Consider the following 26,432-nt stretch of genomic DNA (forward strand, 5'->3'; position numbering starts at 1 on the left):
TTAAAGTTCAATTGCTTCTATATCTATGTCAATGAGAACTTCATTTCCTACTGCTAGACCACCACTTTCTAAAAATTTATTCCAAGTTAAATCAAAGTCTTTTCTATTTATTTTTCCTGTAAGGGTAAATCCTACTCTTTGGTTCCCTTGAAAGTCTTTTACAGTACCATGGATAGTTGCAGACAACATTATTTCTTTGCTGATACCATTGAGAGTTAATATACCTTTTATAGTATTTAACGATGAAGAAGTCATTTTAAATTTTATTGTAGAAAATTTTTCAATATCAAAAAAATCAGGACTCTTTAGATGCTCATCTCTTTTTTTAATCCCCGTATAAATGGAAGATGTATCTATGGTTGCTACTAATTTTATGAATTTTTTAGTTTTATCATCATAATAAAGCTCTGCATCAAAGCTTTTAAAGTTACCTTTTACATTAGATATCATAAGATGTTTTATTGAAAAACCAAGGTGAGAATGAGTTTGATCTATAACGTATTCATTCGCCGAGCTTAATTGAAAACTTATAAAACAAAAGAATAATATTTTAAATACATTTTTCATTATAATCTTTTCCCCTAAAAAGAAAAGTATAATATATCAAGACTTATAATGTTTATGTAATAAAAAAGTAATTTAAAAAGGTAAGAAGAGATTTCTTACCTTATAAGATTTGTTGTATAAACTGCCAAGTTGCTATGCTACAAATACCAGCTAATAAACCTGCAAGTAGATCATCTCCCATAACTCCTAATCCACCTTTGACATCTCTGTCAATTCTTCCAATCAAAGAGGGTTTCCAAATATCAAATATTCTAAAAAAGATAAAAGAAAGAATGATTTGAGTGAAGTTTGCTGAAGCAAAAGTAAAAGCTAACCAAAGACCAGCTACTTCATCTATAACAATACTTTTATCATCATGAGTACCTGTAATTTTTTCATAGATGTTTATCTCTTTAATACCGACAATAGTAATAAGAAGAGTAAGTAAAAAAAGAGTATCAATTGTAAAGTATTGTAAAATAACTACACCAACAACTGCGGCAGCAAGACTTCCCACAGTTCCAGGAGCCCATGGAGATAATCCAGTATAAAAAAATGTTAAAAAGAATTTACGCATGTATAATTGACCTTATGTTAATGACATTGTTTGATGAAGTTTCATCAATTCAAGATAAAAATCTTTTTCATCATGTGATTCTAAAAGACCTGATGTTGGAAAAATATTATCATAGATTTTTTGAATATTTTTGAATCTATTTGGAAACATTTCGCTCAGTAGAATTGCTGAGATATCTCTCCTCATAAGAACAGCAGGTGGTAAAATACCAGCTTCTAAAAGTTCCATAAGAGTATCGGCATCATATTTAATATGATGATGTTGTCCATGAGGGCAAGTGTTTTTGCTAACAAGTGTAGTACATTCATTGCAGTATACAAATTCTGTTATCATTTCAACTTCTATATCAATTGAACTGTATCTATCTAGTATAGATTTCATCTCATTTTGGTCATAATACATCCCAATACCACTATGATTTCTTCCAAGCACAAGTTTATCACAACCTAAATTGTAAGCACAAATACTATCAAGTACTGCATTATTGTGACCATCAAATATATAGGTGTTTTCAAATGGAACAATAACAACTTTATTTTTTGGCAAATAATTATCAACAAAGTATTGAAGTGTTTTAAGTCTTAAACTATACGATAATAAATCTTGTGTATAAGGCTTTAGTAAAAAGATGACCAATAAATCAGTTTTTTCTAAAGTAATTCTAATAAGTCTTTCGTGTGCCCTATGAAAGGGTTTTGCACTCATCATTATAGAAGTGGTTTTTTTAGGATTTACTTTTTTCTTTGCTTCTTGAATTGTTTTTTTGATATTTTTAATATCATCAAAATCAAGTTCATATTCTCCACTTATAGCATAATCTCCAAGACGTTTTAAAAAGAGTTGTACTTCTGGATTTGATGTATCATATGTGCCAAAAACTTGCTCTATTCTTCTTTTTTTATCTACTTCAAAAACTTCGTCAAGTACAATATGCCCTTTGATTTCACCATCTACGATAAAATCAAATTTTTCACCTTTTTTAGCATTTTTCAAAAGATCTGAATTTTTTTTACCAAAAGGAGCAATTATGAATGGGAATGGAAAAGGAATACCTTTGTAAAAACCAGTTTCATCTACTTCTCTAGCTTCTTTTTTTGTCATCAGCTTATCTACTGGGTGAAAGATACCTTCTTTTGCAAAAGAGAGTGTTGCAAGAGCCTGTTTATCTATAGAAAGTTCTTTATTTTTTCTTGGTGATGCCATATTTCTTCCTTTTTTCCCAAAGACTTTTTCTAGAAATACCTAGTTTTTTTGATAATTCTGTATCTGGAAATTTACTTTGAAAATTAACTATGATATATTTTACATAATCATCGATACTTAAAATATCGCCCCTATCAAATACTTTATTATCTGTTGAAATTTCTATTTCAGGAATTACCTCTTGTGCCTCATTCATATCTGTTGTAGATATAATTGCACGTCTATCTTCTATAAGATTTAATATTTTGGTTTTTTCACTTTTTTTGATATTTTGTAGATCTACAAGATATAAAAGTTCATTATAAGGAGTTTTTACTATTTTCTCAACAGCGTTTGCACAGGAGAGAGATATAAATGTAAAAGGTTCCTTTGTTTCTACCGAATAGTGAAAAACAACAGCGTCTGCATGTTTTTGAAAGTTTGTTTTCAAGAGGACAGGAAGCTTTGTTTTTATATTGATTGGTTGTAAATCAGAACTTTCAAAAAGGTTATTAACATACTCTTTGTAAGTGACATTTTCTTTTTTAAGAGCATTGTAGTTTTTAAGATGCTGTAGTTTTCTTATAAGTTCTTCAATCATGAATGGTTTTTGGATATAGTCATTAGCCCCAGCTTTTATTGGGTTAGAGACAGTGTCATTACTAATATAAGATATCATCAAAATAATTATTGAAGATTTATGCTTTTCTATAACAGGATAAAAGTTTTGTCCAGATATGTTAGTAGAGAGTAAAACAGCTGCATATCTTTCGTCTTTGACTGCATCTTTTATGGATGAGGCTATATCGCATGTATAACCAATTTCTGTTAGTTTCGAGGCAATGCTTTGCGCTAAATAAATTTCATTTTCAACTATTAAAATTTTCATGAATTCTTCCAATTATAATATTTTAGTGTTACTGTCGCATTGACTGCGACTCCTTCTTCTCTTCCAACAAAACCAAGCTTTTCTGTTGTAGTTGCTTTTACATTAACATGTATAGGCATGATATTAAGAATATCAGCTATGGTTTCTCTCATTTTATTTTTATATGGTGACAACTTAGGAGCTTGAGCCATTATCGTTATATCACAATTTACTATATTAAAACCAATTTTGTATAAAAATGAGACAACTTTTTTGAGTAATTTTTTTGAATCAGCATTTTTAAAGGCTGGATCATTATCAGGGAAAAGTTCACCTATGTCACCAGCTCCTGCAGCTCCTAATAAAGCATCTATAAGAGCATGTAAAGCGACATCTCCATCAGAGTGAGCTTTAAATCCTCTCGTTTCTTTAATAGTTACTCCCCCAAGAACCATTGGTTTATCTTTTTCAAATTGATGAACATCGTAACCTTGTCCTACAAACATATCATTACTCGGTTTTGGTATATTTTGTAATATTTCAATATCTTCTAATGATGTTATTTTATTGGCTCGTTTATCACCTAAAACATAACTTACTTTCCCACCATTAGCTTTTATAGCACTACTATCGTCTGTAAAATTGTTTTCATTTAAAAGTGCTTTTTTTAAAGTTGCCGTTTTTGAGTATTGTGGTGTCTGTATAAGTTTAACTTTGTCTCTATTTATAGTCTCATTTTCATATACTACTGTATCATGGACTTTTAAATAAGGAACAACGATATCGATATCATCATCCTTTTGTATTATACGTTGTAGCATATCTTGAGGAATACAAGCACGAGCTACATCACTTACAAGGACATTTTGACTCTTTACATGTAAAAGAGCATTTTTTAATGATTCTTGTCTGGTGTTTCCACCTATTACATAAGTGAAATTTTTTTCAAAGAGTTTCATGTACTCTATTTCATCGTCAGAACAAACAATAATTACTTGTTCAAAATCAATGTTTTTTATTATATTAGTAGTTGCATAAAGCCACAAAGGGGTATGTTCAGTTCGTAACCATTGTTTTTTTACACTTGTCTTAAATCGCGAAGATGTACCAGCTCCCAACATTATTAGGGATAAATCGGGCAAATTTTGTCCTTTTTTCTGAAGTGTTACAATATTATACATTACAAAAGCTTTTTTTTATCTTTTTTGTGTTAAATTCCTTTCACTACTTAAAGATTTATTTGAATATTTATAAGGATATTTAGTATGAGAAAAGAATGGGTCGAAAAACGTGAAAATGATGACGTACGAACACAAATGTATTATGCAAGAAAAGGCATCATTACTGAAGAGATGGAATATGTTGCTAAAGTTGAAGACCTTTCGGCTGAATTAGTAAGAAAAGAGATAGCAAGAGGGCGTTTGATTATTCCTGCGAATATTAAACATACTTCATTAAAGCCTATGGCAATAGGGATTGCAGCAAAGTGTAAAGTCAATTCAAATATTGGTTCATCTGCTTTAGCATCAGATCCTGCACAAGAAGTTGAAAAAGTAAAAGTATCTGAAAAGTATGGTGCAGATACAGTTATGGATCTTTCTACTGGTGGAGATTTAGATGAGATTAGAAAAGAGGTGATTGCAAACTCTAACATACCAGTTGGTACAGTTCCAATGTATCAAATTTTACATGATATTAACAATAAAATAGAAGATTTAACAATAGAAAAAATGCTAGAAGTAATAGAGCGTCAAGCAAAGCAGGGTGTGAGTTATTTTACTATTCATGCTGGTTTTTTACTTCGTTTTATGCCTCATATCGCAAAAAGAAAAATGGGAATAGTAAGCCGTGGTGGCTCTTTAATGGCTGCTTGGATGATGCATTATCATAAAGAAAATCCTTTTTATACAGCATTTGATGAGATATTAGATATTTGTCGTAAATATGATGTTTCACTTTCTCTTGGTGATAGTTTGCGTCCAGGTTGTTTATATGATGCAAGTGATGAAGCACAATTAGGTGAGCTTAAAATCATGGGAGAACTTACTTTAAGAGCTTGGGAAAAAGATGTTCAAGTAATGATTGAAGGCCCTGGTCATGTTCCTTTAAATCAGATTGAGAGAAATATGAAAATTGAGAGAGAGTATTGCCATGAAGCTCCTTTTTATATTTTAGGACCACTTGTAACTGACATAGCTGCTGGATATGATCATATAAGTAGTGCGATAGGTGCTGCTGTTGGTGGATGGCATGGAGCAAGTATGCTTTGTTATGTTACAAAAAAAGAGCATTTAGGCTTACCAAATGCAGCTGATGTTAGAGAAGGAATCATAGCTTATAAAATAGCTGCACATGCTGCAGATATTGCTCGTGGTAGAAAAGATGCGATGAAACAAGATGATGCTATGAGTGATGCTAGATATAGTTTTGATTGGAATAAGCAGTTTGAACTTTGTTTAGACCCAGAGCGTGCAAAAGAGTATCATGACGAAACACTTCCTCAAGATGTTTTTAAAGAGGCAGAATTTTGTTCTATGTGTGGACCAAAGTTTTGTTCATATAAAATCTCACAAGAGATTGTAAAGAGTAATCCAGAATTAATACAAGCGTAAAAATAAATTTAAGTAAAGGAAAATATTAGATGTTAAATAAAGATAGCGTTCTTGAACAGCTAAAAGGTGTAAAGTATCCTGGTTTTGAAAAGGATATTGTCACTTTTGGTTTTGTTAAAGATATAGATATAAATGAAAATAATGTTTATGTAGAAGTAGATATACTTTCTGCAAGCCAAGAGATTGCAAAAGAATTAAAAACAAATATAAATACTGCAATTGAGAGTTTAGGTGCAAGTAGAATTGATATCGCAATTAAACAACCAAAAGAGCCAGCACAAAAAAGCAATTCTCAAAGTGGTAAAAATATAGCTCCACATGTAAAGAATTTTGTAATGGTAAGTAGTGGTAAAGGTGGGGTTGGAAAAACGACAACAACTACAAATCTAGCTATTGCACTTGCTAGCCAAGGTAAAAAAGTTGGACTACTTGATGCGGATATTTATGGTCCAAATATCCCTCGTATGTTAGGTGTGGTTGGAAAATCTCCTGAAATAGTAGGACAAAAAGTGAAGCCTATTTTAGCTCATGGTGTTGAGATGATGAGTATGGGAAGTCTTATGGAAGAGGGCCAATCTCTTATTTGGAGAGGTTCTATGATTATGAAAGCAATCGAGCAATTGCTGCGTGATATTCTTTGGAGTGATCTGGATGTATTGTTTATTGATATGCCTCCTGGAACTGGTGATGCTCAGCTTACTTTAGCTCAGAGTGTTCCTGTAACAACTGGTATATGTGTTACAACTCCTCAGCAAGTTGCACTTGATGATACTGAGAGAAGTTTGGATATGTTTAAAAAACTTCATATTCCAATAGCTGGAATTATGGAAAATATGAGTGGATTTATTTGTCCCGATACTGGAAAAGAGTATGATATATTTGGAAAAGGTACAACAGGACCTTTAGCTGAAAAATTTGAAACACAAATTATTGGAGAAATTCCAATAGAGCCTGCAGTTCGTGAAGGTGGAGATGCTGGTAAACCAGTAGTTCTTTTTAAACCTGAAAGTGAAACGGCAAAAAGATATCAAGAATCAGCTCGTAAACTTTGGGAAGCAATAGAGAAAGTAAATGAAGATGGTGGTGCTAATAATGAAGCCATTCAACCTACAACAAAACCTGGAGAGAGTGCTTGTTCAACTGCAGCAGCCGGTTCAAGTGATAATAGTGGTGGATGTGGTTGTAAATAGCCCTACGAGAATACAAGAAGGATTATAGTATAAATGAAAAATATAAATAGTGTTGAAGATTTTAAAAGTCTTATTGAGCAGACTGAAGCAATCGCAGGATATAAAAAGCCAATAGGTTTTGGTATCGCTAGAGTTGATAGAGGGCAATTAAATCCAGATAAAATACTTCAAGCAAATTTTCCAGTAATTAATTGGAATGAAAATTTTGGAAGTGCAGCAGTTTTTGTTGCAGCACTTATTGAAAGTGGTGTTGAAGTTGATTTTAGTGCAAGTGAATTTGTTTGTGATGTAAAGAAAAAATTTGTGAAAAATGCAATGTCTGCATTTGTTCCATATTTAAATGAAGCAACAGGTGATGCTCATAAAAATGTTCAAGTGATAAAAACGTTAGATTGGATAAAAAAGACAGATAGTTTAGGCAATGATTATAGACTTGTATTTCTTTTTGAGGATGAAGCTCCCAAGAGTGTTGAAAGTGTCTATTTAAAACTTTATGCACTCTCAACAGGAAAAGCACCTTTGAGAAGTTTAAATCTAAATGGGGCTTTTGGAGTACTTGATAATGTAGCTTGGTCAATGGGAATTCCAATTGAGTTAGAGTGGTTAAGAGTAAATGAAATAGAGATGAAACTTCAAGGGACTTATCCTATTATTGAATCAGTAGATAAATTTCCTCGTTTCTTATCTCATGTTATCCCTCAAGATAATACACGTATCCTAGATGCAAGTAAAGTTCGCATGGGAGCACAACTTAGTGCTGGAACAACTGTAATGCCAGGTGCAAGTTATATTAACTTCAACGCAGGTACTACAGGATCTGTTATGGTAGAAGGTCGTATTAGTTCTTCTGCTATAGTTGGAAAAGGAAGTGATGTTGGTGGAGGAGCTAGTATCTTAGGAGTATTAAGTGGAACTGATGGTAATCCAATCGCTATAGGAGAAAATACTCTTCTTGGTGCGAATTCAGTTACAGGAATTCCTTTAGGTGATGGTTGTATTGTAGATGCTGGTATTGCTATACTTGAAGGAACAAAGATAGGTATAACACCTGCACAACTTCTCAAAATACAAGAAGCAAATCCAGAATTTGAATATGTACAAAGTAAAGATATTCAATACTTTAAAGGTTTAGATTTAAGTGGTTTACATGGTATCCATTTTCGTCAAAATAGTAAAAATGGAATGATAATGGCTCTTAGAAGCCAAAGAGAAGTTGTTTTAAATAGCGATCTACATTAAACAATAAAAGGGGGCTTTAATAGTCCTCTTTATGTACTTTTTATAATATTATTCATAAACTCTTCAGCCCATTTGTTTGATATAGCATTATAAGTTTTATTTGCCACTATGGCGTCTTTAAATATCCAACCACCACAATTCGCACATTTTGTATTGTATTGTTCTAGTGTAGTAAAATCCATACTTTTAACTTCATTAAATCTTTTTTTACATTCTGCTTCAGTACATTTTAGCTTAGACATAAATAGTATCCTTCATCTATAATGAGAGATTATACTCTTGACGACTTAAATAGATATTAATTCATCATTGTGCAATTTCTACCATTTTCTTTGGCTTTATATAAGGCATTATCAGCTTTTTTCATAATTTCATCACTGTTTCTACCATCTTGAGGTGATGAGGCAGCACCTATGCTCACTGTAAGGTTGACAGTTTTTATATTTTTAGGCTTTATTTTTTTTTCTGGAGTTTTTGTAGGTCTGTTTTTGTCTCTTATAGTAAATTTTCTTGTTGCTATAGCTTCTCTAACATCTTCAAGATATACTAAAACTTCATTATGCTTTTTATTAGGAAAAAGTATTGTAAATTCTTCACCACCATATCTAAAAGCTTTCCCTCCACCTTTTACAGCATTTAATTGCTCTGCTACAAGTTTGAGTACATCATCTCCCACATCATGTCCATATGTATCATTAAATTTTTTAAAAAAATCAATATCAATCATTGCAAGAGTATAAGTAGACCCTAGTTTTAAAAATGCTTCTTCTAAAGCACGACGAGCAGGAATTTTTGTAAGAGTATCAATATAGGCCATAGTGTAAGCATCTTTAAGGAGGGATACTAAAAAAAGGATAGCTCCTAAAGAACTAAAAAGTATAAATGAACTTTTTGTCTGAAAAAAGAGTGAAGGAATAAGTAAACAAATAAGTACCCAAAATGGAGCTTTCTCAATATTACTTGTGAAAAAAATATTTGAAATAATTGTTACAAAAATTATAGATAAGATAGATATTAAAAATGTAAAATCATTTACTTTTATAAAAGAAGAAAAATCAAAATTAATAATAGAAATATCTAATGCATTTTTAAATTCTACTGAAAAAGTGGCTAGTAAATAGTAAGTTATTCCTAAGAGAAAAAATATAATAAAAATTTTTGAAATGCCATAAAAACAGAATAACCCTCTCTCTTGTAAAATACCAATAAATAAGAATCCTATAGCAGTAGTGATAGGGAAGAGATACCAAAAAGAGTAATCACCACCATCAAGCCCTAGAAAGTTCGGGTAAAACATATAAAAGCTAAAAAACAGAGGTATTAAAAGAAGCACAAAAGATTTACTTCTAGAAAAAAATATAGAAAACATCATTGTTATAATAATAAGACCTATAGTGATATTTTTAAATATAAGCAATATACTTTGAGGAATTATTTCAAAATATGTAATGATAAAAGTTAAAAAAATAGTTAAAAATGATATAAAGTGAAAAGATTTAATTGTTTGCATATATGTCCAAAGTTTTTGCAATTATAACTAAATAAGTTTATTTACATGTAAAGTATTCCATATTGAAATATTTACATCTTTGTAGTAGTGTTATTTTTTTTCTTATTTGTAGAGGTTACTACTTCTACTAAATTATGAATAATCTCTTTCTCATTGTCTTCTAAGAATAGTTGTATTCCATATCTAAAAACATGCTCTATGCCAATGATACTTGTTATAATGCCATTTGCTTCAAAGCTAACTTTAAAACCATTGTCTTCATCTTCATATGAGACAAAAGCAACAATATCTTGTCCTTTCTCAAAGTGGCTTTTAGTGGAACTCATAATACCCATACCACCTTCACTAAGATCTATCATATTTCCACTAATATATTCTTTTTCATTGGCTATATGAACGAGACTAGCATGAATTATAGCAGCTCTAGGGTATTTTCTACTCAAAAGAGGAGAATTTTCTAACTCTTCTAAATCTGTGATAAGAATGGTATTGTCTTCAGCACATAAAATCTCTGTTTTTACAGAAAAGTTTTTTTCATCACTATGATTTTTTAAAATAAAAGAGCTATGTTGATTTACTATCATTGTTATTTGCTCATTATTTACTTGAACAACTGCAGAGTGTTGACCGATTTGTTTTACTAAGGCTAAACAAGCCGTTGTCCCTAAATCATTATGAGTTATAAATTTTATGGGTCGCTCTAATCTATACATATTATGTAAATAAGAGATAGCATCTTTTTTTGCTAAATATGGTGAAATATCAAATGTTGATTTTTTAGTCTTTAAAGAACTCAGTATCTGCTCTTGTAAGTGATTACATATTCTGACAAGCTCTATACATTGTTTGTATTCTTTATCTTTTTTATATTGCATAAATGCTTCTATTAGATTGTACATAAGTGAAGAGAAGAAAAAACCTGTATTTTTAGAATTTATCCAACATAGGTGTTTTTCAAAACAATCTTTATTAGGGTCAAAAAGAACATCGTAAAAAGTACTTGAAAAAGTTTCTTTATTTACTAGAGCACATTTACATTTCTGTGATGATTCTAGAAATTGTGTTAATGATTGAACAAAGTTGTTTTTATATGAAATAAAAAATTCAGATTCTGATTTGAAAATCGTATTTTGTTTAATTCTATTGAGCTCTGTTATCATCTTTTTACCTTGTCCCCGTTTATATTAAGTTTAGAATTATAGCAAAATATTTATATATTGTATGATTTGTTGATTTTTATGAAAATTTAAATTATGGTATAATCGCGAAAAATATAAAGAAAGAAGTTAAATGTTAGAAGTAAATAATCTGTCAATGAGATTTTCATCTCAACTACTGTTTGAAGATATAAATTTAAAATTAGATGTTGGAAAAAGATATGGACTTATAGGAGCAAATGGAGCTGGAAAAAGTACTTTTATGAAAATACTTTCTGGAGAGTTAGAGCAAACTAGTGGGAATATCTCGATTCAAAGTGGTTTAAAAGTAGGAACACTTAGCCAAAATCAATATGCATATGAAGATTTTACGCTTAAAGATGCTGTTATGTATGGTAATAAAAGACTGTATGATGCTATAAAAGAGAAAGAAGATTTATATGTTAATGGTGATTTTGAAGATGAAAAAGTTAATGATAGATTATCTGAACTTGAGATAATTTGTTCAGAAGAAGACCCAACATACGAAGTAGATGTCAATATAGAAAAAATTCTTTGTGCACTTGATTTTCCGGTTGAAGTTCATAATGACTTGATGAGTTCACTTACAGGTGGAGATAAGTTTAAAATTTTACTAGCCCAAGTTCTTTATCCAAAACCAGATATTTTGTTTTTAGATGAGCCTACGAATAACTTGGATCTTGAAGCAATTTCATGGCTTGAAGAGCAGTTAAAAAAGCATGAAGGAACTATGGTTGTAATTTCTCATGATAGACACTTTTTAAACTCAGTTTGTACAAATATCCTTGATGTTGATTTTAGAAAAATTAGAGAGTTTACAGGAAACTATGATGATTGGTATATCGCTGCAAATTTAATTACAAAACAACAAGAATTAGAGCAAGGTAAAAAACTCAAAGAGAAAGAAGAACTAGAAGCTTTTGTTAGAAGATTTTCTGCAAATGCATCGAAAGCAAAACAAGCAACATCTCGTCAAAAAAGACTTGAGAAACTTGATATAGAAGATTTACAAGTTTCAACAAGACGTGATCCAAGTATCATCTTTAAAGCTAAAAGAGATATAGGAAATGAAGTTTTAGAAGTAATCAACGTAAATAAATCATATGATGAAGAAGTTTTAAAAGATTTTAGTTTCAAAGTAGAAAAAGATGATAAAATTGCTTTAATTGGAGCAAATGGTGTTGGTAAAACGACTCTTTTAAATATCATTATGGGTGAATTAAAACCAGAAAGTGGTGAAGTAAAATGGGGAGCTACGATTGAGCCTAGTTATTTTCCTCAAAATACTACTGAAATTATAGATGGAGATGACCTTCTTTTTGCATGGTTGCAACAGTATGATGCAAACAAAGATTTAGATGAAATTAGAAAATGCTTAGGTCGTATGCTTTTTACAGGTGAAGATCAAAAAAAGAGTGTTAAAAGTTTAAGTGGTGGAGAAAAACACCGTATGATGTTATCAAAAATGATGCTTCAAAAAGGGAACTTTTTAGCACTGGATGAACCAGATAATCATCTTGATTTGGAAGCTATTATAGCTCTTGGTGAAGGACTTTTTAAATTTCCAGGTAATGTTATTTGTGTTACTCACGATAGAGAGTTGATTGACGCATTTGCTAATCGTATTATTGAATTTAAAGCTGATGGAAGTATTATCGACTTTAAAGGTGACTATGAGAAGTATAAAGAAGAACATGGCGCGTAATCAACCATTTAGCCTAGGCTCATCCTTAGATAATGATAAGGCTTGGAGTAGTGATACGAAGAAGAAAATAAAAGAGATTCTTAAAGATAAAAAAGAACCTAGTGAGCATTCAATAGTATTTAAGATGGAAAAGAGAAGGGGAAAACCTGTGAGTATCATAGGTCCCTTTTACATTGCTAATAACGACTTAAAAGAACTTTGTAAAAAACTCAAAAAGAAACTTGGTAGTGGTGGAACATGTAAAGATGAGTGGATGGAGTTTCAAGGCGAGTGTCGTGAAAAACTCAAAGAGTTGATAAAACAAGAAGGGTATAGAACAAAAAGCTAATGGAACATATAGTAAATACACTTATTCCTATTTTTTCACTTATCCTTTTAGGTTTTTACTTTAAAAAAACAAAATTTCCTTCAATAGATTTTTGGCCAATGGCCGATAAGTTTACCTACTATGTTCTTATGCCTTCGTTATTAGTGTATAAACTCTCAAGTGCAAATATAAATTTAGAATATACTTTAAATTTAGTAATTACAGCCCTTTTGAGTGTATTAGTTGTATTTGTTAGCTTAGTAGTCTTTAATAAAATTGTAAAGTTTGAAAGTCGTGCTTTTACGTCTATCATGCAAGGTGGTATTCGATTTAACTCTTATGTATTTTTAGCTTTTATTGATTCATTGTATGGAGATAAAGGATTAGTTTTAGCTGCTATTGTTATGGCTTTTGTTATACCTTTTATCAACATTTTGTGTATTTCTACATTTGCAATATATACAAGAAAAGGGAACTTTTCATTTAAATCATTTTTAAAAACCATTGTGAAAAATCCACTTATATTAGCCTGTGCATTGGGTGGACTTATTAATGGCAGTGGGTTAGAGTTACCTCTTGTAAGTATGAAGTTTTTAGCCATACTAAGTAATGCCGCTCTTCCTGTAGGTCTACTCTCTGTAGGTGTTGGATTAGAGTTTAAATATCTTCGTTCTGCAAAAAAAGAGCTTGTTGTAGCTGTTTTTGGGAAACTTTTTTACTTTCCTCTTGTCATTTATGGCATTGGTTTTCTGTTTGGACTTAGTGGTATGATGCTGAGTATCGCTGTTGTTTTTGGTGCAATGCCAACAGCAGTGAGTGGATACATACTGGCTCGTGAGCTTGGGGGAGATACCACGTTAATGGCATCTATAATAACCCTTCAAACTCTTTTGTGTATGTTAACTCTATTTTTGGTTATTCCTATACTCTAATTCTTTTATTCTTTTAACAAGTTCTCCATCGATTGGAAATCTTCCTTCTTTATCTTTAGAAAATACTATCTCTCCATCAACTTCGACATCAAAAATACCGCCAAAGCTTGCTACTCCAACTATATCAGCATCTGTATAAACCGAGGCAATTTCATCTCCCACACGGGAAGCTTTTGGTCTATAACTTCACTGATTACAGTAAATTATATTAATTTGCATATGAATCCTTTTGTCTATAATCATAATATATCTAGATTAAATAACTCTTAAAAAAATAAAGTTGATATTGTGTGTTAAAAAAAATTGAATAAATCAATTTAAGATTTTTTTTAGCAAAAATCTTATTATTTTGGATTATAATTTTAAATAAAAAGATTTTTGTTATCATAGGAGAGCTAAAAGTGGAGATAAAATCTAATAAAGAGTTAGTACGTTTATATTATGAAGAGTTATGGAATGAAAAGAAACTAGAATATATCGATATTCTTTTTGATGATAATATAACATTTAGAGGTTCAATGAATATTGAGACTAAAGGTAAAGATGGCTTTTTACAATATTTAAATAATGTAGCAGCAGGAATTCCTGATTTATATCATGGTGTAGAAGTTATGGTATGTGAAAAAGATAGAATTGCTGCTCGTGCAATCTACAATGGAAGACACTCAGGAAAATTATTTGGGCTTGAGCCAACGGGCAAAACGATAAGATTTAATGGAGCATCTTCTTTTAAATTTAAAGATGGAAAAATCGTTGATATTTGGGTTTTAGGTGATTTAATGAATCTACAAAAACAATTAAATGTATTAGATATGAGGAATGTAATGTGAATTCGGTTATATATGAACTTCGTGCACATGATGTTAGAGAAGAAGATATAGAGTTAATTATACAAAGAGTCAAAAATAGACTTTCAGAAGAAAATTTAGACATAGAACTTCAAAAATTAGGTTATAAGAAAATTTTTACAGTTGATTATGATGGTTCAGACTACGATGAATATGATGAGTACGATGACTTTGAATTAATAAAAAGACCAAGAAATAATAGTTATGAGGATTAAATAGTATAGATAACTTATAGCGTTAATAATAATTAAATAAATATCAAAAGAATTTTATTAATTTTAAAATACTATAATTGATTTTAGTAGGTTACATTTTTTATAAGGAGTCTGCTATGAGAATTGAAAAAGATACTATGGGTGAAGTAGAGGTTCCTGTTGATGCTCTTTGGGGAGCACAAACAGGAAGAAGTCTTATGAATTTTCATATCGGTAAAGAGATAATGCCAAAAGGTATTATCCACTCTTTTGCCATATTGAAACGTTCAATTGCTATTGTAAATAATAAATTAGGAAAACTTGAAGATGAAAAAACACGAGCTATAGTTTTAGCTTGTGATGAAGTACTAGAAAATCTTCATGCAAAAGAATTTCCTCTTAGTGTATGGCAAACAGGGAGTGGCACTCAAACAAATATGAATGTAAATGAAGTGGTGGCAAATTTAGCTACTAAGATACTTGGTGGAGACTTTAAAAAGAAAAAACTAATCCATCCAAATGATGATGTCAATATGTCACAAAGCTCTAATGATACTTTTCCAACAGCAATGCATGTAGCTGCTATTTTAGCAGTAGAAGATAAATTGCTTCCAAAATTAATATCTTTAAAACAGACCCTAGAGCAAAAAGCACAAGAGTATAAAGATGTAGTAAAGATAGGACGTACCCATCTTCAAGATGCAACTCCTCTTAGTGTAGGACAAGAGATAAGCGGTTGGGCAGAGATGCTTCAAAAATCTGAAGAGATGATAAAAATGTCTTTGTTACATGTAAGAGAATTGGCACTTGGTGGCACTGCAGTTGGAACGGGGCTTAACGCTCATCCAAAGCTTGGAGTTATGGTGGCTGAAGAGATAAGTCGCTTTACATGTAAAGAGTTTATAACCGCACCAAATAAGTTTCATGCCCTTACTAGTCATGATGCATTGGTATTTTCTCATGGAGCATTAAAAGCATTGGCTGCAGATTTGATGAAAATAGCTAATGATGTCAGATGGTTAAGTAGTGGACCAAGATGTGGTATAGGGGAGTATAAAATCCCTGCAAATGAGCCAGGAAGTTCTATCATGCCAGGTAAAGTAAATCCAACTCAAGCAGAAGCAGTGACTATGGTTACATGTCAAGTATTTGGAAATGATACAACCATAGCGATGGCTGCAAGTCAAGGTAATTTTGAACTCAATGTTTTTAAACCAGTTCTTATAAATGCTTACTTGCAATCCGTAAAACTTTTAGGCGATGTGATGAGGTCTTTTAATGAAAATTGTATTGTTGGACTAGAGCCAATTCAAGAAAAGATTGATTTTAATCTTCATAACTCTTTGATGTTAGTAACTGCACTCAATCCTCATATAGGATATGAAAATGCAGCTAACATAGCAAAAAATGCACATGAAAAGGGTATAAGCTTAAAAGAGTCTGCTATGGAGTTTAATCTTTTAAGCGAAGAGGAGTTTGATGAAATCATCAATCCCCAAGATATGATATAACTCTTTACATGTAAAGAGTTATATCTCCCATTCTAATTGAAAAGTAGAGTGGGTTATGTTGTAGTCGTGTTCTAGTTTATGATTTATTTTCTCTATTAGACTTTGGTGATTATCTAAGTGAGAATTTTTTATCTTTATGTGCGCTGTGATGTTAAACATATCTTGTGTGATTTCCCATACATGTATATCATGAATATCGAGTATATTTTCATCAATATTAAGAATAAAACTTTCTAACTCTTGGATATTGACAGGCGAGCTTTCTAAAAGAGTATTTGTAGAGTCTTTTAAAACACCATATGCCCATTTACCAATCACAACAGCAACTAGAAGAGCAAGAAGTATATCTATAAAATACCAATTTGTATAATAAATAACAATATATCCTATGATAATAGCAACAGAAGATAAAGCATCAGCAAGCATATGCATAAATGCTGACTTTAGATTGATGTTTTCTTTATCACCTTGCATTAATATAAAGCCAGTGATAATGTTGACCACAAGTCCGATGATAGCTACAATCATTGAAATTTTTAAATCAATCGTCGTTGGATTTAAAAACCTCTCAACTGCTTCATAAAGAATCCAAACAATAGATAATACAATAGTAATTCCATTGATAAAAGCAGCAAGAACTTCGATACGATAATAACCAAAAGTTTTTTCAATCGGTGCTTTTTTACTTGCAATTACAATAGCTACAAGAGAAATTATGAGTGCAAATGAGTGTGTAAACATATGAATAGCATCACTTATTAATGCTAAAGAGTTTCCTATAAAACCAGCTATAAACTCTATAATCATTGTTACAAAAGTTATAGCTAGAGCTATTTTTAAAACTTTTTTATCTTGTCCTCTATGATCGTGTGAATGTCCATGATCATGTTCGTGGTCGTGGTCATGATGGTGGTGATGAACTTTTATGCGGGGTTTATGCTCATGTTTTCCATAATTACAATTTTCCATTTTATTTTCCAAATACTTTTATAATTTCAAGTAGATTATCTACTTGTGCTTCAGCTTCTATGCTATTTCCGCTCTTTATTTTTTCTACTAAATGACCTTTAGCAAAGTGTTCAACATAAGAGTTTATCATACCATTGAGTGCCCCTTTGACCGCTGTTAGTTGTCTAACGACTTCATAAGGATCTTCATCAAATCTATTGTTTTCATCTGTAATATTTACTTTAATAGAGTTTATTTGTCCTGATATTCTATTGATTCTATTGATCAATTTTTTTCTCTCTACATCACAGCAATATGCCATAAAATTTCCTTTAATATAGTATAGGGGGGTATAGTATAGTAAGTTAAATAAAAAAAAGCTGAAGAGATTTATATAACAATATAATTTGTATGTTTAAAGTGATTTTTTGATTATATCGATAAATTTTTCAAATGATGGTAAATTTAAATTTGCTTCTCTTTGTTTTTTGCCCCACATAGGCTCTGGAAAGTATGAGTCTTCTTCAAATCTTGCCATTACATGTATATGCAAGTGAGGAAGATAATTGCCAAACATAGCAATATTTACTTTTTTAGGATTGTAATACTCTATCATTTTCGTTTCTATGAGCAACATTGCATCAAGTAACATTGTTCTTGTTTTCGTATCGCATTCACTTAATTCTTTGTATTTTATATGTGGAAATATTTTTAGCCATGGAATTTCTGATTTTTCTATTTCCACGTAATATGTTTCATTTTCATAAATTTTCATTAAATCTATCCTTAAAAGTGCATTTTTGGCATAACTCTTCATATGCTATATTGTTTTTAAAATTTTTTTGTATTTTTTTAACTCTTTGAGTTTCTAAAATATCTTCTAAGCTATTTGTATGTAAGTTTCCAAGCTCTATTATACCATCTCCATCAAGACAACAAGGCACGATTCTTCCATCTGCTAAGATAGCTATTTGTGAAGATAATCCATGACAAAAATTATGAGAAAAGTGGGAGCTTTGAAGAGAAGGCCACTCAAAATAACTATCAAAGTGTAAGAGTATTTTTTTATCTAGTCTGAATGATTTTGGAGGATTTATGAGTAAGTCTTTAGGAAACTTGATTTTAAAATATTTTTCTAATCTATCAAATATTTGTTTGTTATAAGAGTTTTCACTTCCTTTGTCATCTAAATTCCAAAGTCTAAGATTTATAAAAATATCTTCATTGACTCTATTTTGACAAAGTGAAAAAATACCAGACATATACTCTTCAAATGTTTTTTTAGTAGAGTTTTTATTAAAACTATTGAGTGAAATATTTATCTGTTTTAAACTAGGATGAAAAATATTGCTATGCTGGTTTAAGTAGTAACCACTAGTTGTTATCATAACTTTAAATCCGTGTTTATACGCTAAGTCCAAATACATATTGATATTAGTAAGAATAAGTGGATCACCCATTACATGTAAAGCAATTTCTTTAGTGTAAGGTGAGAGTTGGTAAAGAACTTTTTCAAAGAAGTCTAATTTCATAGTGTGTGTAGGGTTTATTTTTGTTGGACAAAAATTACATTCTAATCCACATATATTTGTAATTTCTACATAAGCTCTATAAAATTTCATCTATTTCCTTTAGATGAAATAATAGCTAAAAGGCTCTTTTGATATAATGAAAAAAAATTTTATATAAAAATCAAGGAATTTTGTGAAAAGTAGTTTATTTTTATTTATATGTAGTATAGTTTTTTTAGGATGCAGTACGAGTGATTATCAATCACTAGCACGTGCAGCTGTAAGTAAAAATCCAAATGCAATTTTAAAAAGTTATGCAACGACTAAAGGAGTACAATATGCTTCAAATCCAAAAAGTTTGGAAAAAGATTTAAAATCAATAGATAAAAATATTGGTGAATTGTTTGCTGTTTTAACTGGTGAAGTTTCAAAAAAATGGGGTAAAAAAAATGTTAAAACACCAAGTAAAAAAGAGTATGTCAAGTATATGCAAAACTATAAAAGTAGGGCTTTAGTAGATTTTGATAAAGGAATCATCAGAGTCGAAACACTCGATAGCAAAAAAAGTTTAAAAACTGCAATAGTGACAACACTGTTACTTCCTGAAGATCCTAGAAGTGCAGATCTTTTTAGCTCAAATAGTGTTAAATTAGGAAGTACTCCTTATCTTTTGGGCGAAGTAAAAGATGACCAAAATAAAAACATACGCTACTCTTGGAGAGCAAATAGATATGCAGATATTCTTTTAAAGACAAAGTATAAAACACAAAACATACAAAAAGATGCAAAGAATACTAAAGTTCATTATGTTGAGTTTCCTATGGTGAAAGACCATGCAAGTGTACGGGTGGCAAAATTTAAGCCATATGTACAAAAGTATGCAAAAAAGTTTAGTGTAAGTGAAAATTTAATATACGCCATTATAAAAACAGAAAGTAATTTTAATCAGTTTGCAGTGAGTGGTGCAGGAGCTTATGGTTTGATGCAAATAGTTCCAAAAAGTGCAGGACGTGATGCTTACAAGTTTGTTAAAGGAAAAACTTGGACACCTTCAAAGTCATATTTATTTGAAGCAAAGAACAATATAGAATTGGGAAGTGCTTATATCAATATAATAGATAAAAAATATTTAGCAGGGATAAACAATCCAATTTCAAAAGAGTATTGTGTTATAAGTGCATACAATACTGGAAGTGGAAATGTTTTAAAGACTTTTCATAAGGATAGAAATAGTGCAAAAAAAGCTATTAATGCATCAAAACCAAATAGTGTATATTCAAAACTTAGAACAAGTCTTCCATATGCTGAGACTAGAAGATATTTAAAAAAAGTTGTAGATTATAAGAAAGATTTTGTAAACCTTTAAACAATAAGCTTAAAATAAAATATCTATATCATTGTTTTTTAAAAGTTTTTGTTCAAATTGAACTACTTTGTTTCTGCCTGTCTCTTTTGCTTCATATAAAGCAATATCTGAATATTTGATGGCTTTCCAAATAGAATTAGCATCAGTAGGATAGATGGAGCTTCCTACACTAAGAGTTTTACTAAATGTTTTTCCATTTTCCATAGTAATAATCTTTTTTTCAAAGTTAGTGCGAATTTTTTCAGCTATTTCTATAATTTGTGCATGATTACAATTGTAAAGTAAAATCAAAAATTCTTCTCCACCAAATCTAAAAGCAATATCTGATTTTCTTATAGATGTTTTTAAAATTTCTGCTAGTTCTTTTATTACAATATCTCCAACATCGTGTCCATAGGTATCATTGACTACTTTAAAGAAGTCTATATCTATCATAAGAATTCCATAATGAATATCATTTCTTTCTGCTTGAGCAATAGCTTTTTCTATATATTCATCTAAATATTTTCTATTAAAAAGACCTGTTAAAGGGTCTGTATTAGAAGATATTTTTAAAATTTCTGTTAAATTTTTGCTTACTATTTCAGGACGAGCTTCATTAATATAATCTTTAAATTGCCCAATTCTTTTTTTAGCTTTTTCTATTATTTTACGCTCATTAGTCCCTATTTTGATTATAAGTTCTAAGTCATTACTAATAACATAAGGAACACACAAATAGTGTTTAAATTTGTTGAAACACTGGTCACATATGTCTGTAAACGTACCAGAATCTACGGCTTGTTTTGTTCTCAGTGCTCTACATGTAGGGGATATTTCAGAAATAGTTTTTTCATAGGTAGAAAAGACTATTTTAGGACCAGAAGTACTTTTTTTATTAGCTTCTACGATAATAAAATCTTTTAATTTGAATCTTTCTTGTAAAATAACACCGATTCTTTTATATATTTGCATGTTGTTTTCGTCAAGTTCAATAGTTTTTTTAAATTCGTGTATAGCTGAAATTTCATTAATAAGCATTTTGAGTTCTATTAATATATCTCGCTTCCCTGTTTTTCTAAAAGTTAAAAAACTGTCAACAGTCTTTTCTATTTCTAAAAGAGCATCTTGAATTTTGTCAAGTAGAGAGTTTATTCCAAAGGTGACATTTTTATACTCTTCTCGATCGCTTACAGTTTTTACTCTTTTTGAATAATTACCTTCTTTTGCTTCTTCCATTACAGAGGTAATTGAACTAAAAAGACTTAATAAAGGATTCATAGATCTATTGATTATGTAAAAGACGATAAGCATCATAAACGTAGAAATAACTATTATAACGAGTGATATGGATAGCCCATTGGAACGTATATCACTTATATCTATTACCATACTAACTGTGCCTAAAACATCACCTTCTTTTGCATCATGGCAATGCATACAATTTGGATTTCCAACTTGAGAGGCTATATAAGGCATTGTTACCCTAAGTTTAGCTTGAGTTGAGTTTTCTAAAAATTTTTTATATATTTTGCCAGAATTCATAACTTCAGTTTCAATAGAGTCTTTTTTTCTCTCTTTATTTAACCCTTTTCCAAACTGTTTTTCAAGATCAGTACTTCTTGTTAGCCATAGTGATTCAATATTTGGTAATTTTTCTATTTTTTTAAGAAAATATGCTCTATTTTGCATAGTCCCATTGACCATTTGTGAAGTGAGACCAGTTTTTATAAGTTCAGCAGCTATTTCAGCTTTTTCTTCAGCACCTTTTGTCCCCATAGTTCTCATATTTACAATAGTAAATATAAGCAATATCATATATGAAATAAAAATCGACCCCAGAATTACAAGAGTTAACTTTTTTTTCATTTTATTCTACTGTTACACTTTTTGCTAAGTTTCTTGGCATATCAACATCATTACCTAATCGTATAGAAATTTCAAGCGCTAAGAGTTGAGTTATAATCATCATTTCAAAAAATTCACCCATTGGATGGTCTTGTTTTGAAGTCTTTATAAAATCATCAGCTAGTTCAAATTCTTCAGGAGATATAGCAAGTATAGTAGCATCACGAGCTGAAAGTTCTTCAACATTACTTTTTGTTTTATCATATAAAATGGTACGTGGCATAAGTGCGACTGTAAAAAGTTCACTATCAGCAAGAGCAATTGGACCATGTTTCATTTCACCAGCAGGATAACCCTCAGCATGAAGATAACTAATCTCTTTTAGTTTAAGAGCTCCTTCAAGTGCCAGTGGAAAAAATATATCTCTACCTATAAAGAAAAAACCATGTCCATGTAAGTATCTTTTTGATAAACGTTTTAATTTTTCATGAATATTATCTTTTACATGTAAAACAGAGGGAATATGTAAAATTGCTTTAATTTCACTTTGCATTTTGTCTGAGTTTATAGTACCTTTCTTTCTACCAAGAAAAAGAACAAAAAGCCATAAAGTTATAATTTGCGTTGCAAAGGCTTTTGTACTAGCAACTCCTTTTTCAATTCCAGCTCTTGTTAAAAGAGTAGCATCAGCTAATCTTACTATAGAAGAGTTATCTACGTTGCATATTGCAAGAGTTTTCATACCCGCTTTTTTTGCCATTTTTAAGGTTTCAAGAGTGTCAGCTGTCTCACCACTTTGAGAAATTACAATAAAAAGGGTTTTTTTATCTAAAAGAGGTTCTTTGTATCTAAATTCACTTGCTATTTCTACTTCACATCTTATTTTACTAATTCGCTCAAACAAATATGCAGAAGTTAAAGCTGCATGGTAACTTGTTCCACAAGCACAGATTTTAATAGCTTCAATATTATCAAAGTCTATATCTTTTAGCTCGTCAAGTTCTATATTTTCATCGTTAACTCTTCCCATAAGAGTTTCGCTTACAACTACAGATTGTTCATAAATCTCTTTTTCCATAAAAAATCTATACCCTTCTTTTTGAGCATATATTTTATCTTTACCAAGTGGTTTAAAACTTGGATTTATACATACGTCTTCTTTACACAGACATAATTCTTCTTTACTTAACCAGCCATATTCTCCATCTTCAAGATAAACAACTTCATTTGCATAACCTATAAGTGGAGAGTCAGATGAAGCAAAAAATTTATCATTTTCACTGTTTTTCCCTACGATAAGAGGTACAGCATTTTTAGCAAAGAAAATCGTATCAGGTTGATCTTTTGTTATAAGAAGTATTGCATAAGCTCCTTGAAGCATAGCGATAGTTTTTGTAAAAGCATCTTGTGCGCTTAATCCTGAATTGATATATTTTTCAAATTGATGAACAATAACTTCTGTATCAGTTTGGCTTAAAAATTTTATACCATCTTTTTGGAGTTCTTCTTTTATCTCTTTGTAGTTTTCTATAATCCCATTATGTATAACATATGAGTATTCTCCTTGATGAGGATGAGCATTGATCTCAGTTGGTTTTCCATGTGTTGCCCATCTTGTATGACCAATCCCTAAACCAAAACCTATGGAGTTAAAATTTTCTGTTTTATTTTTTAAATTATCTAGTTTTCCAGTAGCTTTAAAAGCTGAAATGTTCCCATCTTTTAAAACAGCAATTCCTGCACTATCATATCCTCTGTATTCTAATTCTTTCAACCCATTTAATAAAAATTCTTTTTTTTCGTTTGCGCCAATGTACCCAACTATTCCACACATATATTTACCTTGTTATAAATAATTCTAAAAGTTTATCTTTGTTTTCATATAAGTTTATCTTTTTTTCTATTAAAAAAAGATTTCTAGCTCTATTCTTAATAGTTTGAATTTTGGCAGTAGAAACCTCTATCTCTTCATCGTCAAAAACACTCATCATATAAGCCATCATACCTTTTTGATTTTTTGTATTTACTGTAAGTTTAACTACACTATTTGAGTGTTCAAAATCAATTTCTATTTCATTTTCTTTGATGATAGGTTTGCATAAAGTGGTTTTTTTATTCATATCAAAACTTGATTTTATAAGTTCTTCAATATGTGGTATATCACTTTGGTCTACATTTTCATTAAAATCAATTTTAAAATATTTTTTATTATCATAGAGTTTAAATATTTCCATATTGATTAAATCTAAAAAGCCTAATTTTCCCAAAAGATATCCTATGTTTAAATCTTCTGATTTTATGATAGATATACTCAAATGTGCATCGTTTTCTATTTCAAATTCATAAGGGTTCGCATCATTTGCAATTTTTGCAATTTTTGTTATTTCATACGGTTTATGTTTTATAAAAAAGTAATTAGAAACAATAGATAATATTTTTCTTTGGAGAGTTTTTGGAAGATTTATAAACTCTTCATTTTTCTTAAGAGTATTTTCTTTTCTTATCCTTCGTTTGGCTTCACCAATTAACTCTTTTTTATCAAACATTTCATTTGCTAAAAAGTAAAGCTCTTTTAATAATTTTGAGGTAAAAGCAGTATATATATTGGTTCCAACCGCATTTATATCACAATAAGTAAGAATATATAAAAGTTTTAATATAAGAGGGTTTTCTATATGTGTTATAAATGCTAAAACAACATCTTCACTATAAATATCTTCTCTAAGAGCAACATTGCTCATATGAGTATGGTGTTTTATGAGAGTATTTCCCATCTGTATAGCTTCTTCACTAAATTCAAGTTTATGAGCATATACCCTAAATATTTTTGCTCCAACTTCACTATGATTACCCGTTCTTCCTTTCCCTATATCATGGAAAAGAATAACCAGTTTTATAAGCGCTTTATTCTCACCACTCAAATCATCATAAAGTGCTTGTATAAAAGACTCTTTGATGTTTTCTAAATGATATAAACCCAAAAGAGAGTGTTTATCTACAGGATATTTATGATATCCATCAAATTGAGCTTGATGTTTAATATGAGCTATTGGTTTGATTAATTGTTTTAAAAGATTAGCTTTGTATAAAGTGTTAAATATTTGGTATGTGTAATTGTTATAGAAGATTTTTCTAAACTCTTTGTACATTGCAGGTGGGTTGTTTTTTGTAAATTTTGATTTTCGTATGTAATCGATATAACTTATATCAAATCTAATTTGTTTGTCGTCAAATAACAAACATTGTTTAATAATATTTAAAAGTGTAGTTGGTTTTTTATTTCGTGAAGCAACAATTAGATTGTCATATTTATAGATGTAAGGTTTGATTCTATTTTTACGTAGTTTAGCGATAGATTTTTTATCAAAATGAAAAGAAGAAACAAGTTTTTTTATAAATATGCTACATGTAATATCAATAGTATGCATTGCTGCAAAAGTTTTTTCACACAGTTGCTGTTGTGCATTTTTTATTTTTTTATCTTCAAATCCAAGTTTGTTTGCAATGTCTGGTATAAACTCAAGGTTGAGTGTATCTTGTTTCTTTTTTGCACTTAAGTGTAAAGCTGAGCGGACTCTATATAAAAACTCTAAGGCTATTCTATACTCCTTATATTCATTTTCACTTATATATTTTGGAACTAAATCTTTTGTTTTTGATATATTTAGGATTGCTTTAGATAACCAAAGTATAGTATTTGTATCTCTTAAACCACCCACACTATTTTTTATATCTGGTTCCATACTCATTGGATTTTGTTGTCGCCTTTTTTCATGCGCTTTTACTTTGTTTTGAACAAAGTTTTTAAGATCAAATTTGGCTATTTTTATAAGTTCTTTGTAGATTTCCATCCATAAAAAGTTTGATCCACACAAGAATCTAGATTCAAGCATTGCTGTTTTAATAGTCAAATCAGTATTACTAGCCTCAAAAATTTCATCAACTTTATGAACACGATGGCCTAGTTTTAGTCCAGAATCCCAAGCAAGATAAAGCATAGACTCTATAATCGCTTCTAAGTTATAGCCTTCAATATTCTTGTAAACTATCATTAAGTCTATATCTGAGTAGACACAAAGTTCTTCTCGTCCAAAACTCCCCATTGCTGTAAGAGTTATAGGAACTTGATTGACAAAAGGGATATAATCACCAAAAAATTTTCTTAGAGTATATTTGTATATAAGGATTAAAAATTGGTCGATTCTTTTTGTATGTTTTACAAGAAAATCTTTTCCCTGATTCTCTGTAAAGATTGTATCTAGTGAGTTCAAATAGTTCTTAATATGTTCTTTTATTACTTTTGAAATCTCAAAATCATTAGCACCTGTACTAATTAATTCTTCAATTTGATATTTTAAATCCATTTTATTTACCTTATATA

25 protein-coding genes and 1 pseudogene are annotated in these 26,432 nt (G+C 30.2%); 10 read left to right on the forward strand and 16 right to left on the reverse strand.

The window, feature by feature from the left end:
• From K354_RS0104905 to K354_RS0104925, 5 genes are all read right to left on the reverse strand, one after another.
• On the reverse strand, nt 1-567 hold the full coding sequence (locus K354_RS0104905) for a YceI family protein (RefSeq protein WP_024954393.1): 567 nt from the start codon (nt 565-567) through the stop codon (nt 1-3).
• A gap of 100 nt (nt 568-667) precedes the next feature.
• A complete protein-coding gene (locus tag K354_RS0104910) occupies nt 668-1,123 on the reverse strand; it encodes a phosphatidylglycerophosphatase A family protein (protein WP_024954394.1) in 456 nt (151 codons plus the stop codon).
• Between the two features lie 12 nt (nt 1,124-1,135).
• Nucleotides 1,136-2,326 carry a sulfate adenylyltransferase gene (locus tag K354_RS0104915; RefSeq protein ID WP_024954395.1) on the reverse strand — a complete coding sequence of 397 codons (1,191 nt, stop codon included), beginning with the start codon at nt 2,324-2,326 and terminating at the stop codon, nt 1,136-1,138.
• Nucleotides 2,304-3,194 carry a response regulator gene (locus K354_RS0104920; RefSeq protein WP_024954396.1) on the reverse strand — a complete coding sequence of 297 codons (891 nt, stop codon included), beginning with the start codon at nt 3,192-3,194 and terminating at the stop codon, nt 2,304-2,306. The genes K354_RS0104915 and K354_RS0104920 overlap by 23 nt, the downstream gene beginning before the upstream one ends.
• The gene (locus K354_RS0104925; RefSeq protein WP_024954397.1) at nt 3,191-4,315 is read right to left on the reverse strand and encodes a bifunctional 2-C-methyl-D-erythritol 4-phosphate cytidylyltransferase/2-C-methyl-D-erythritol 2,4-cyclodiphosphate synthase; all 1,125 of its coding nucleotides are present in this window, start codon (nt 4,313-4,315) and stop codon (nt 3,191-3,193) included. Before K354_RS0104925 ends, K354_RS0104920 begins: the two co-directional genes overlap by 4 nt.
• A gap of 123 nt (nt 4,316-4,438) precedes the next feature.
• On the opposite strand from K354_RS0104925, the gene thiC reads away from it, so the two are divergent.
• From thiC to K354_RS0104940, 3 genes are read left to right on the forward strand one after another with little or no spacing between them, the layout of a single operon-like run.
• Nucleotides 4,439-5,785 carry a phosphomethylpyrimidine synthase ThiC gene (gene thiC / locus K354_RS0104930; protein WP_024954398.1) on the forward strand — a complete coding sequence of 449 codons (1,347 nt, stop codon included), beginning with the start codon at nt 4,439-4,441 and terminating at the stop codon, nt 5,783-5,785.
• 29 nt (nt 5,786-5,814) lie between these two features.
• The gene (locus K354_RS0104935) at nt 5,815-6,975 is read left to right on the forward strand and encodes an Mrp/NBP35 family ATP-binding protein (RefSeq protein ID WP_024954399.1); all 1,161 of its coding nucleotides are present in this window, start codon (nt 5,815-5,817) and stop codon (nt 6,973-6,975) included.
• Nucleotides 6,976-7,008: 33 nt separating this feature from the next.
• Entirely contained in the window at nt 7,009-8,214 is a 1,206-nt protein-coding gene (locus K354_RS0104940) for a tetrahydrodipicolinate N-succinyltransferase N-terminal domain-containing protein (protein WP_024954400.1), read from the forward strand.
• A 29-nt stretch (nt 8,215-8,243) separates the two neighbouring features.
• Here K354_RS0104940 and K354_RS0104945 read toward each other — a convergent pair whose 3' ends face one another.
• From K354_RS0104945 to K354_RS0104955, 3 genes are all read right to left on the reverse strand, one after another.
• Nucleotides 8,244-8,456 carry a hypothetical protein gene (locus K354_RS0104945; protein ID WP_024954401.1) on the reverse strand — a complete coding sequence of 71 codons (213 nt, stop codon included), beginning with the start codon at nt 8,454-8,456 and terminating at the stop codon, nt 8,244-8,246.
• 56 nt (nt 8,457-8,512) lie between these two features.
• Nucleotides 8,513-9,724, reverse strand: coding sequence for a GGDEF domain-containing protein (locus tag K354_RS0104950; protein ID WP_024954402.1), 1,212 nt, complete (start codon nt 9,722-9,724; stop codon nt 8,513-8,515).
• 71 nt (nt 9,725-9,795) lie between these two features.
• The gene (locus tag K354_RS0104955; protein ID WP_024954403.1) at nt 9,796-10,884 is read right to left on the reverse strand and encodes a PilZ domain-containing protein; all 1,089 of its coding nucleotides are present in this window, start codon (nt 10,882-10,884) and stop codon (nt 9,796-9,798) included.
• 130 nt (nt 10,885-11,014) lie between these two features.
• On the opposite strand from K354_RS0104955, the gene K354_RS0104960 reads away from it, so the two are divergent.
• The 3 genes from K354_RS0104960 to K354_RS0104970 are packed head-to-tail and all read left to right on the forward strand — an operon-like array spanning nt 11,015 to nt 13,846.
• Entirely contained in the window at nt 11,015-12,607 is a 1,593-nt protein-coding gene (locus tag K354_RS0104960) for an ABC-F family ATP-binding cassette domain-containing protein (protein ID WP_024954404.1), read from the forward strand.
• Nucleotides 12,597-12,935 carry an SUI1 family translation initiation factor gene (locus tag K354_RS0104965; RefSeq protein WP_037940266.1) on the forward strand — a complete coding sequence of 113 codons (339 nt, stop codon included), beginning with the start codon at nt 12,597-12,599 and terminating at the stop codon, nt 12,933-12,935. The genes K354_RS0104960 and K354_RS0104965 overlap by 11 nt, the downstream gene beginning before the upstream one ends.
• Complete coding sequence (locus K354_RS0104970) at nt 12,935-13,846, forward strand: AEC family transporter (RefSeq protein WP_024954406.1); 912 nt, start codon at nt 12,935-12,937, stop codon at nt 13,844-13,846. Before K354_RS0104965 ends, K354_RS0104970 begins: the two co-directional genes overlap by 1 nt.
• Here K354_RS0104970 and K354_RS0104975 read toward each other — a convergent pair.
• Nucleotides 13,820-14,020 (reverse strand): annotated as a pseudogene (locus K354_RS0104975) (Rdx family protein); the annotation flags it as partial. The gene K354_RS0104970 and the pseudogene K354_RS0104975 overlap by 27 nt on opposite strands.
• 227 nt (nt 14,021-14,247) lie before the next feature.
• On the opposite strand from K354_RS0104975, the gene K354_RS0104980 reads away from it, so the two are divergent.
• The 3 genes from K354_RS0104980 to fumC all read left to right on the forward strand — a co-directional run bounded on the left by K354_RS0104980 (nt 14,248) and on the right by fumC (nt 16,399).
• The gene (locus K354_RS0104980; protein ID WP_024954408.1) at nt 14,248-14,676 is read left to right on the forward strand and encodes an ester cyclase; all 429 of its coding nucleotides are present in this window, start codon (nt 14,248-14,250) and stop codon (nt 14,674-14,676) included.
• Complete coding sequence (locus K354_RS0104985) at nt 14,673-14,909, forward strand: hypothetical protein (RefSeq protein ID WP_024954409.1); 237 nt, start codon at nt 14,673-14,675, stop codon at nt 14,907-14,909. The genes K354_RS0104980 and K354_RS0104985 overlap by 4 nt, the downstream gene beginning before the upstream one ends.
• A 116-nt stretch (nt 14,910-15,025) precedes the next feature.
• Nucleotides 15,026-16,399, forward strand: a complete 1,374-nt coding sequence (fumC, locus tag K354_RS0104990) for a class II fumarate hydratase (RefSeq protein ID WP_024954410.1) — start codon at nt 15,026-15,028, stop codon at nt 16,397-16,399.
• An 18-nt stretch (nt 16,400-16,417) separates the two neighbouring features.
• Here the strand turns inward: fumC and K354_RS0104995 are convergent, their stop codons facing one another.
• From K354_RS0104995 to K354_RS0105010, 4 genes are all read right to left on the reverse strand, one after another.
• Nucleotides 16,418-17,368 (reverse strand): cation diffusion facilitator family transporter, encoded by a 951-nt coding sequence (locus K354_RS0104995; protein WP_024954411.1) that lies wholly within the window; start codon nt 17,366-17,368, stop codon nt 16,418-16,420.
• Nucleotide 17,369: 1 nt separating this feature from the next.
• The gene (locus tag K354_RS0105000; protein WP_024954412.1) at nt 17,370-17,669 is read right to left on the reverse strand and encodes a metal-sensing transcriptional repressor; all 300 of its coding nucleotides are present in this window, start codon (nt 17,667-17,669) and stop codon (nt 17,370-17,372) included.
• A gap of 93 nt (nt 17,670-17,762) precedes the next feature.
• Nucleotides 17,763-18,122 carry an HIT family protein gene (locus K354_RS0105005; protein ID WP_024954413.1) on the reverse strand — a complete coding sequence of 120 codons (360 nt, stop codon included), beginning with the start codon at nt 18,120-18,122 and terminating at the stop codon, nt 17,763-17,765.
• Entirely contained in the window at nt 18,109-18,969 is an 861-nt protein-coding gene (locus K354_RS0105010) for a radical SAM/SPASM domain-containing protein (protein ID WP_024954414.1), read from the reverse strand. The genes K354_RS0105005 and K354_RS0105010 overlap by 14 nt, the downstream gene beginning before the upstream one ends.
• Before the next feature lie 82 nt (nt 18,970-19,051).
• Here K354_RS0105010 and K354_RS0105015 point away from each other — a divergent pair, with 82 nt between their 5' ends.
• Nucleotides 19,052-20,224 (forward strand): murein transglycosylase domain-containing protein, encoded by a 1,173-nt coding sequence (locus K354_RS0105015; RefSeq protein WP_024954415.1) that lies wholly within the window; start codon nt 19,052-19,054, stop codon nt 20,222-20,224.
• Between the two features lie 9 nt (nt 20,225-20,233).
• Here K354_RS0105015 and K354_RS0105020 read toward each other — a convergent pair whose 3' ends face one another.
• From K354_RS0105020 to K354_RS0105030, 3 genes are read right to left on the reverse strand one after another with little or no spacing between them, the layout of a single operon-like run.
• The gene (locus K354_RS0105020) at nt 20,234-22,072 is read right to left on the reverse strand and encodes a GGDEF domain-containing protein (RefSeq protein WP_024954416.1); all 1,839 of its coding nucleotides are present in this window, start codon (nt 22,070-22,072) and stop codon (nt 20,234-20,236) included.
• A 1-nt stretch (nt 22,073) separates the two neighbouring features.
• A complete protein-coding gene (gene glmS, locus K354_RS0105025) occupies nt 22,074-23,885 on the reverse strand; it encodes a glutamine--fructose-6-phosphate transaminase (isomerizing) (RefSeq protein ID WP_024954417.1) in 1,812 nt (603 codons plus the stop codon).
• Nucleotides 23,886-23,889: 4 nt separating this feature from the next.
• Nucleotides 23,890-26,415: a [protein-PII] uridylyltransferase family protein gene (locus tag K354_RS0105030; RefSeq protein WP_024954418.1), complete on the reverse strand. Its 2,526-nt coding sequence runs from the start codon at nt 26,413-26,415 to the stop codon at nt 23,890-23,892.
• Nucleotides 26,416-26,432 lie beyond the last annotated feature (17 nt).

Source organism: Sulfurospirillum arcachonense DSM 9755 (assembly GCF_000597725.1).
Classification (GTDB): Bacteria; Campylobacterota; Campylobacteria; order Campylobacterales; family Sulfurospirillaceae; genus Sulfurospirillum_A; species Sulfurospirillum_A arcachonense.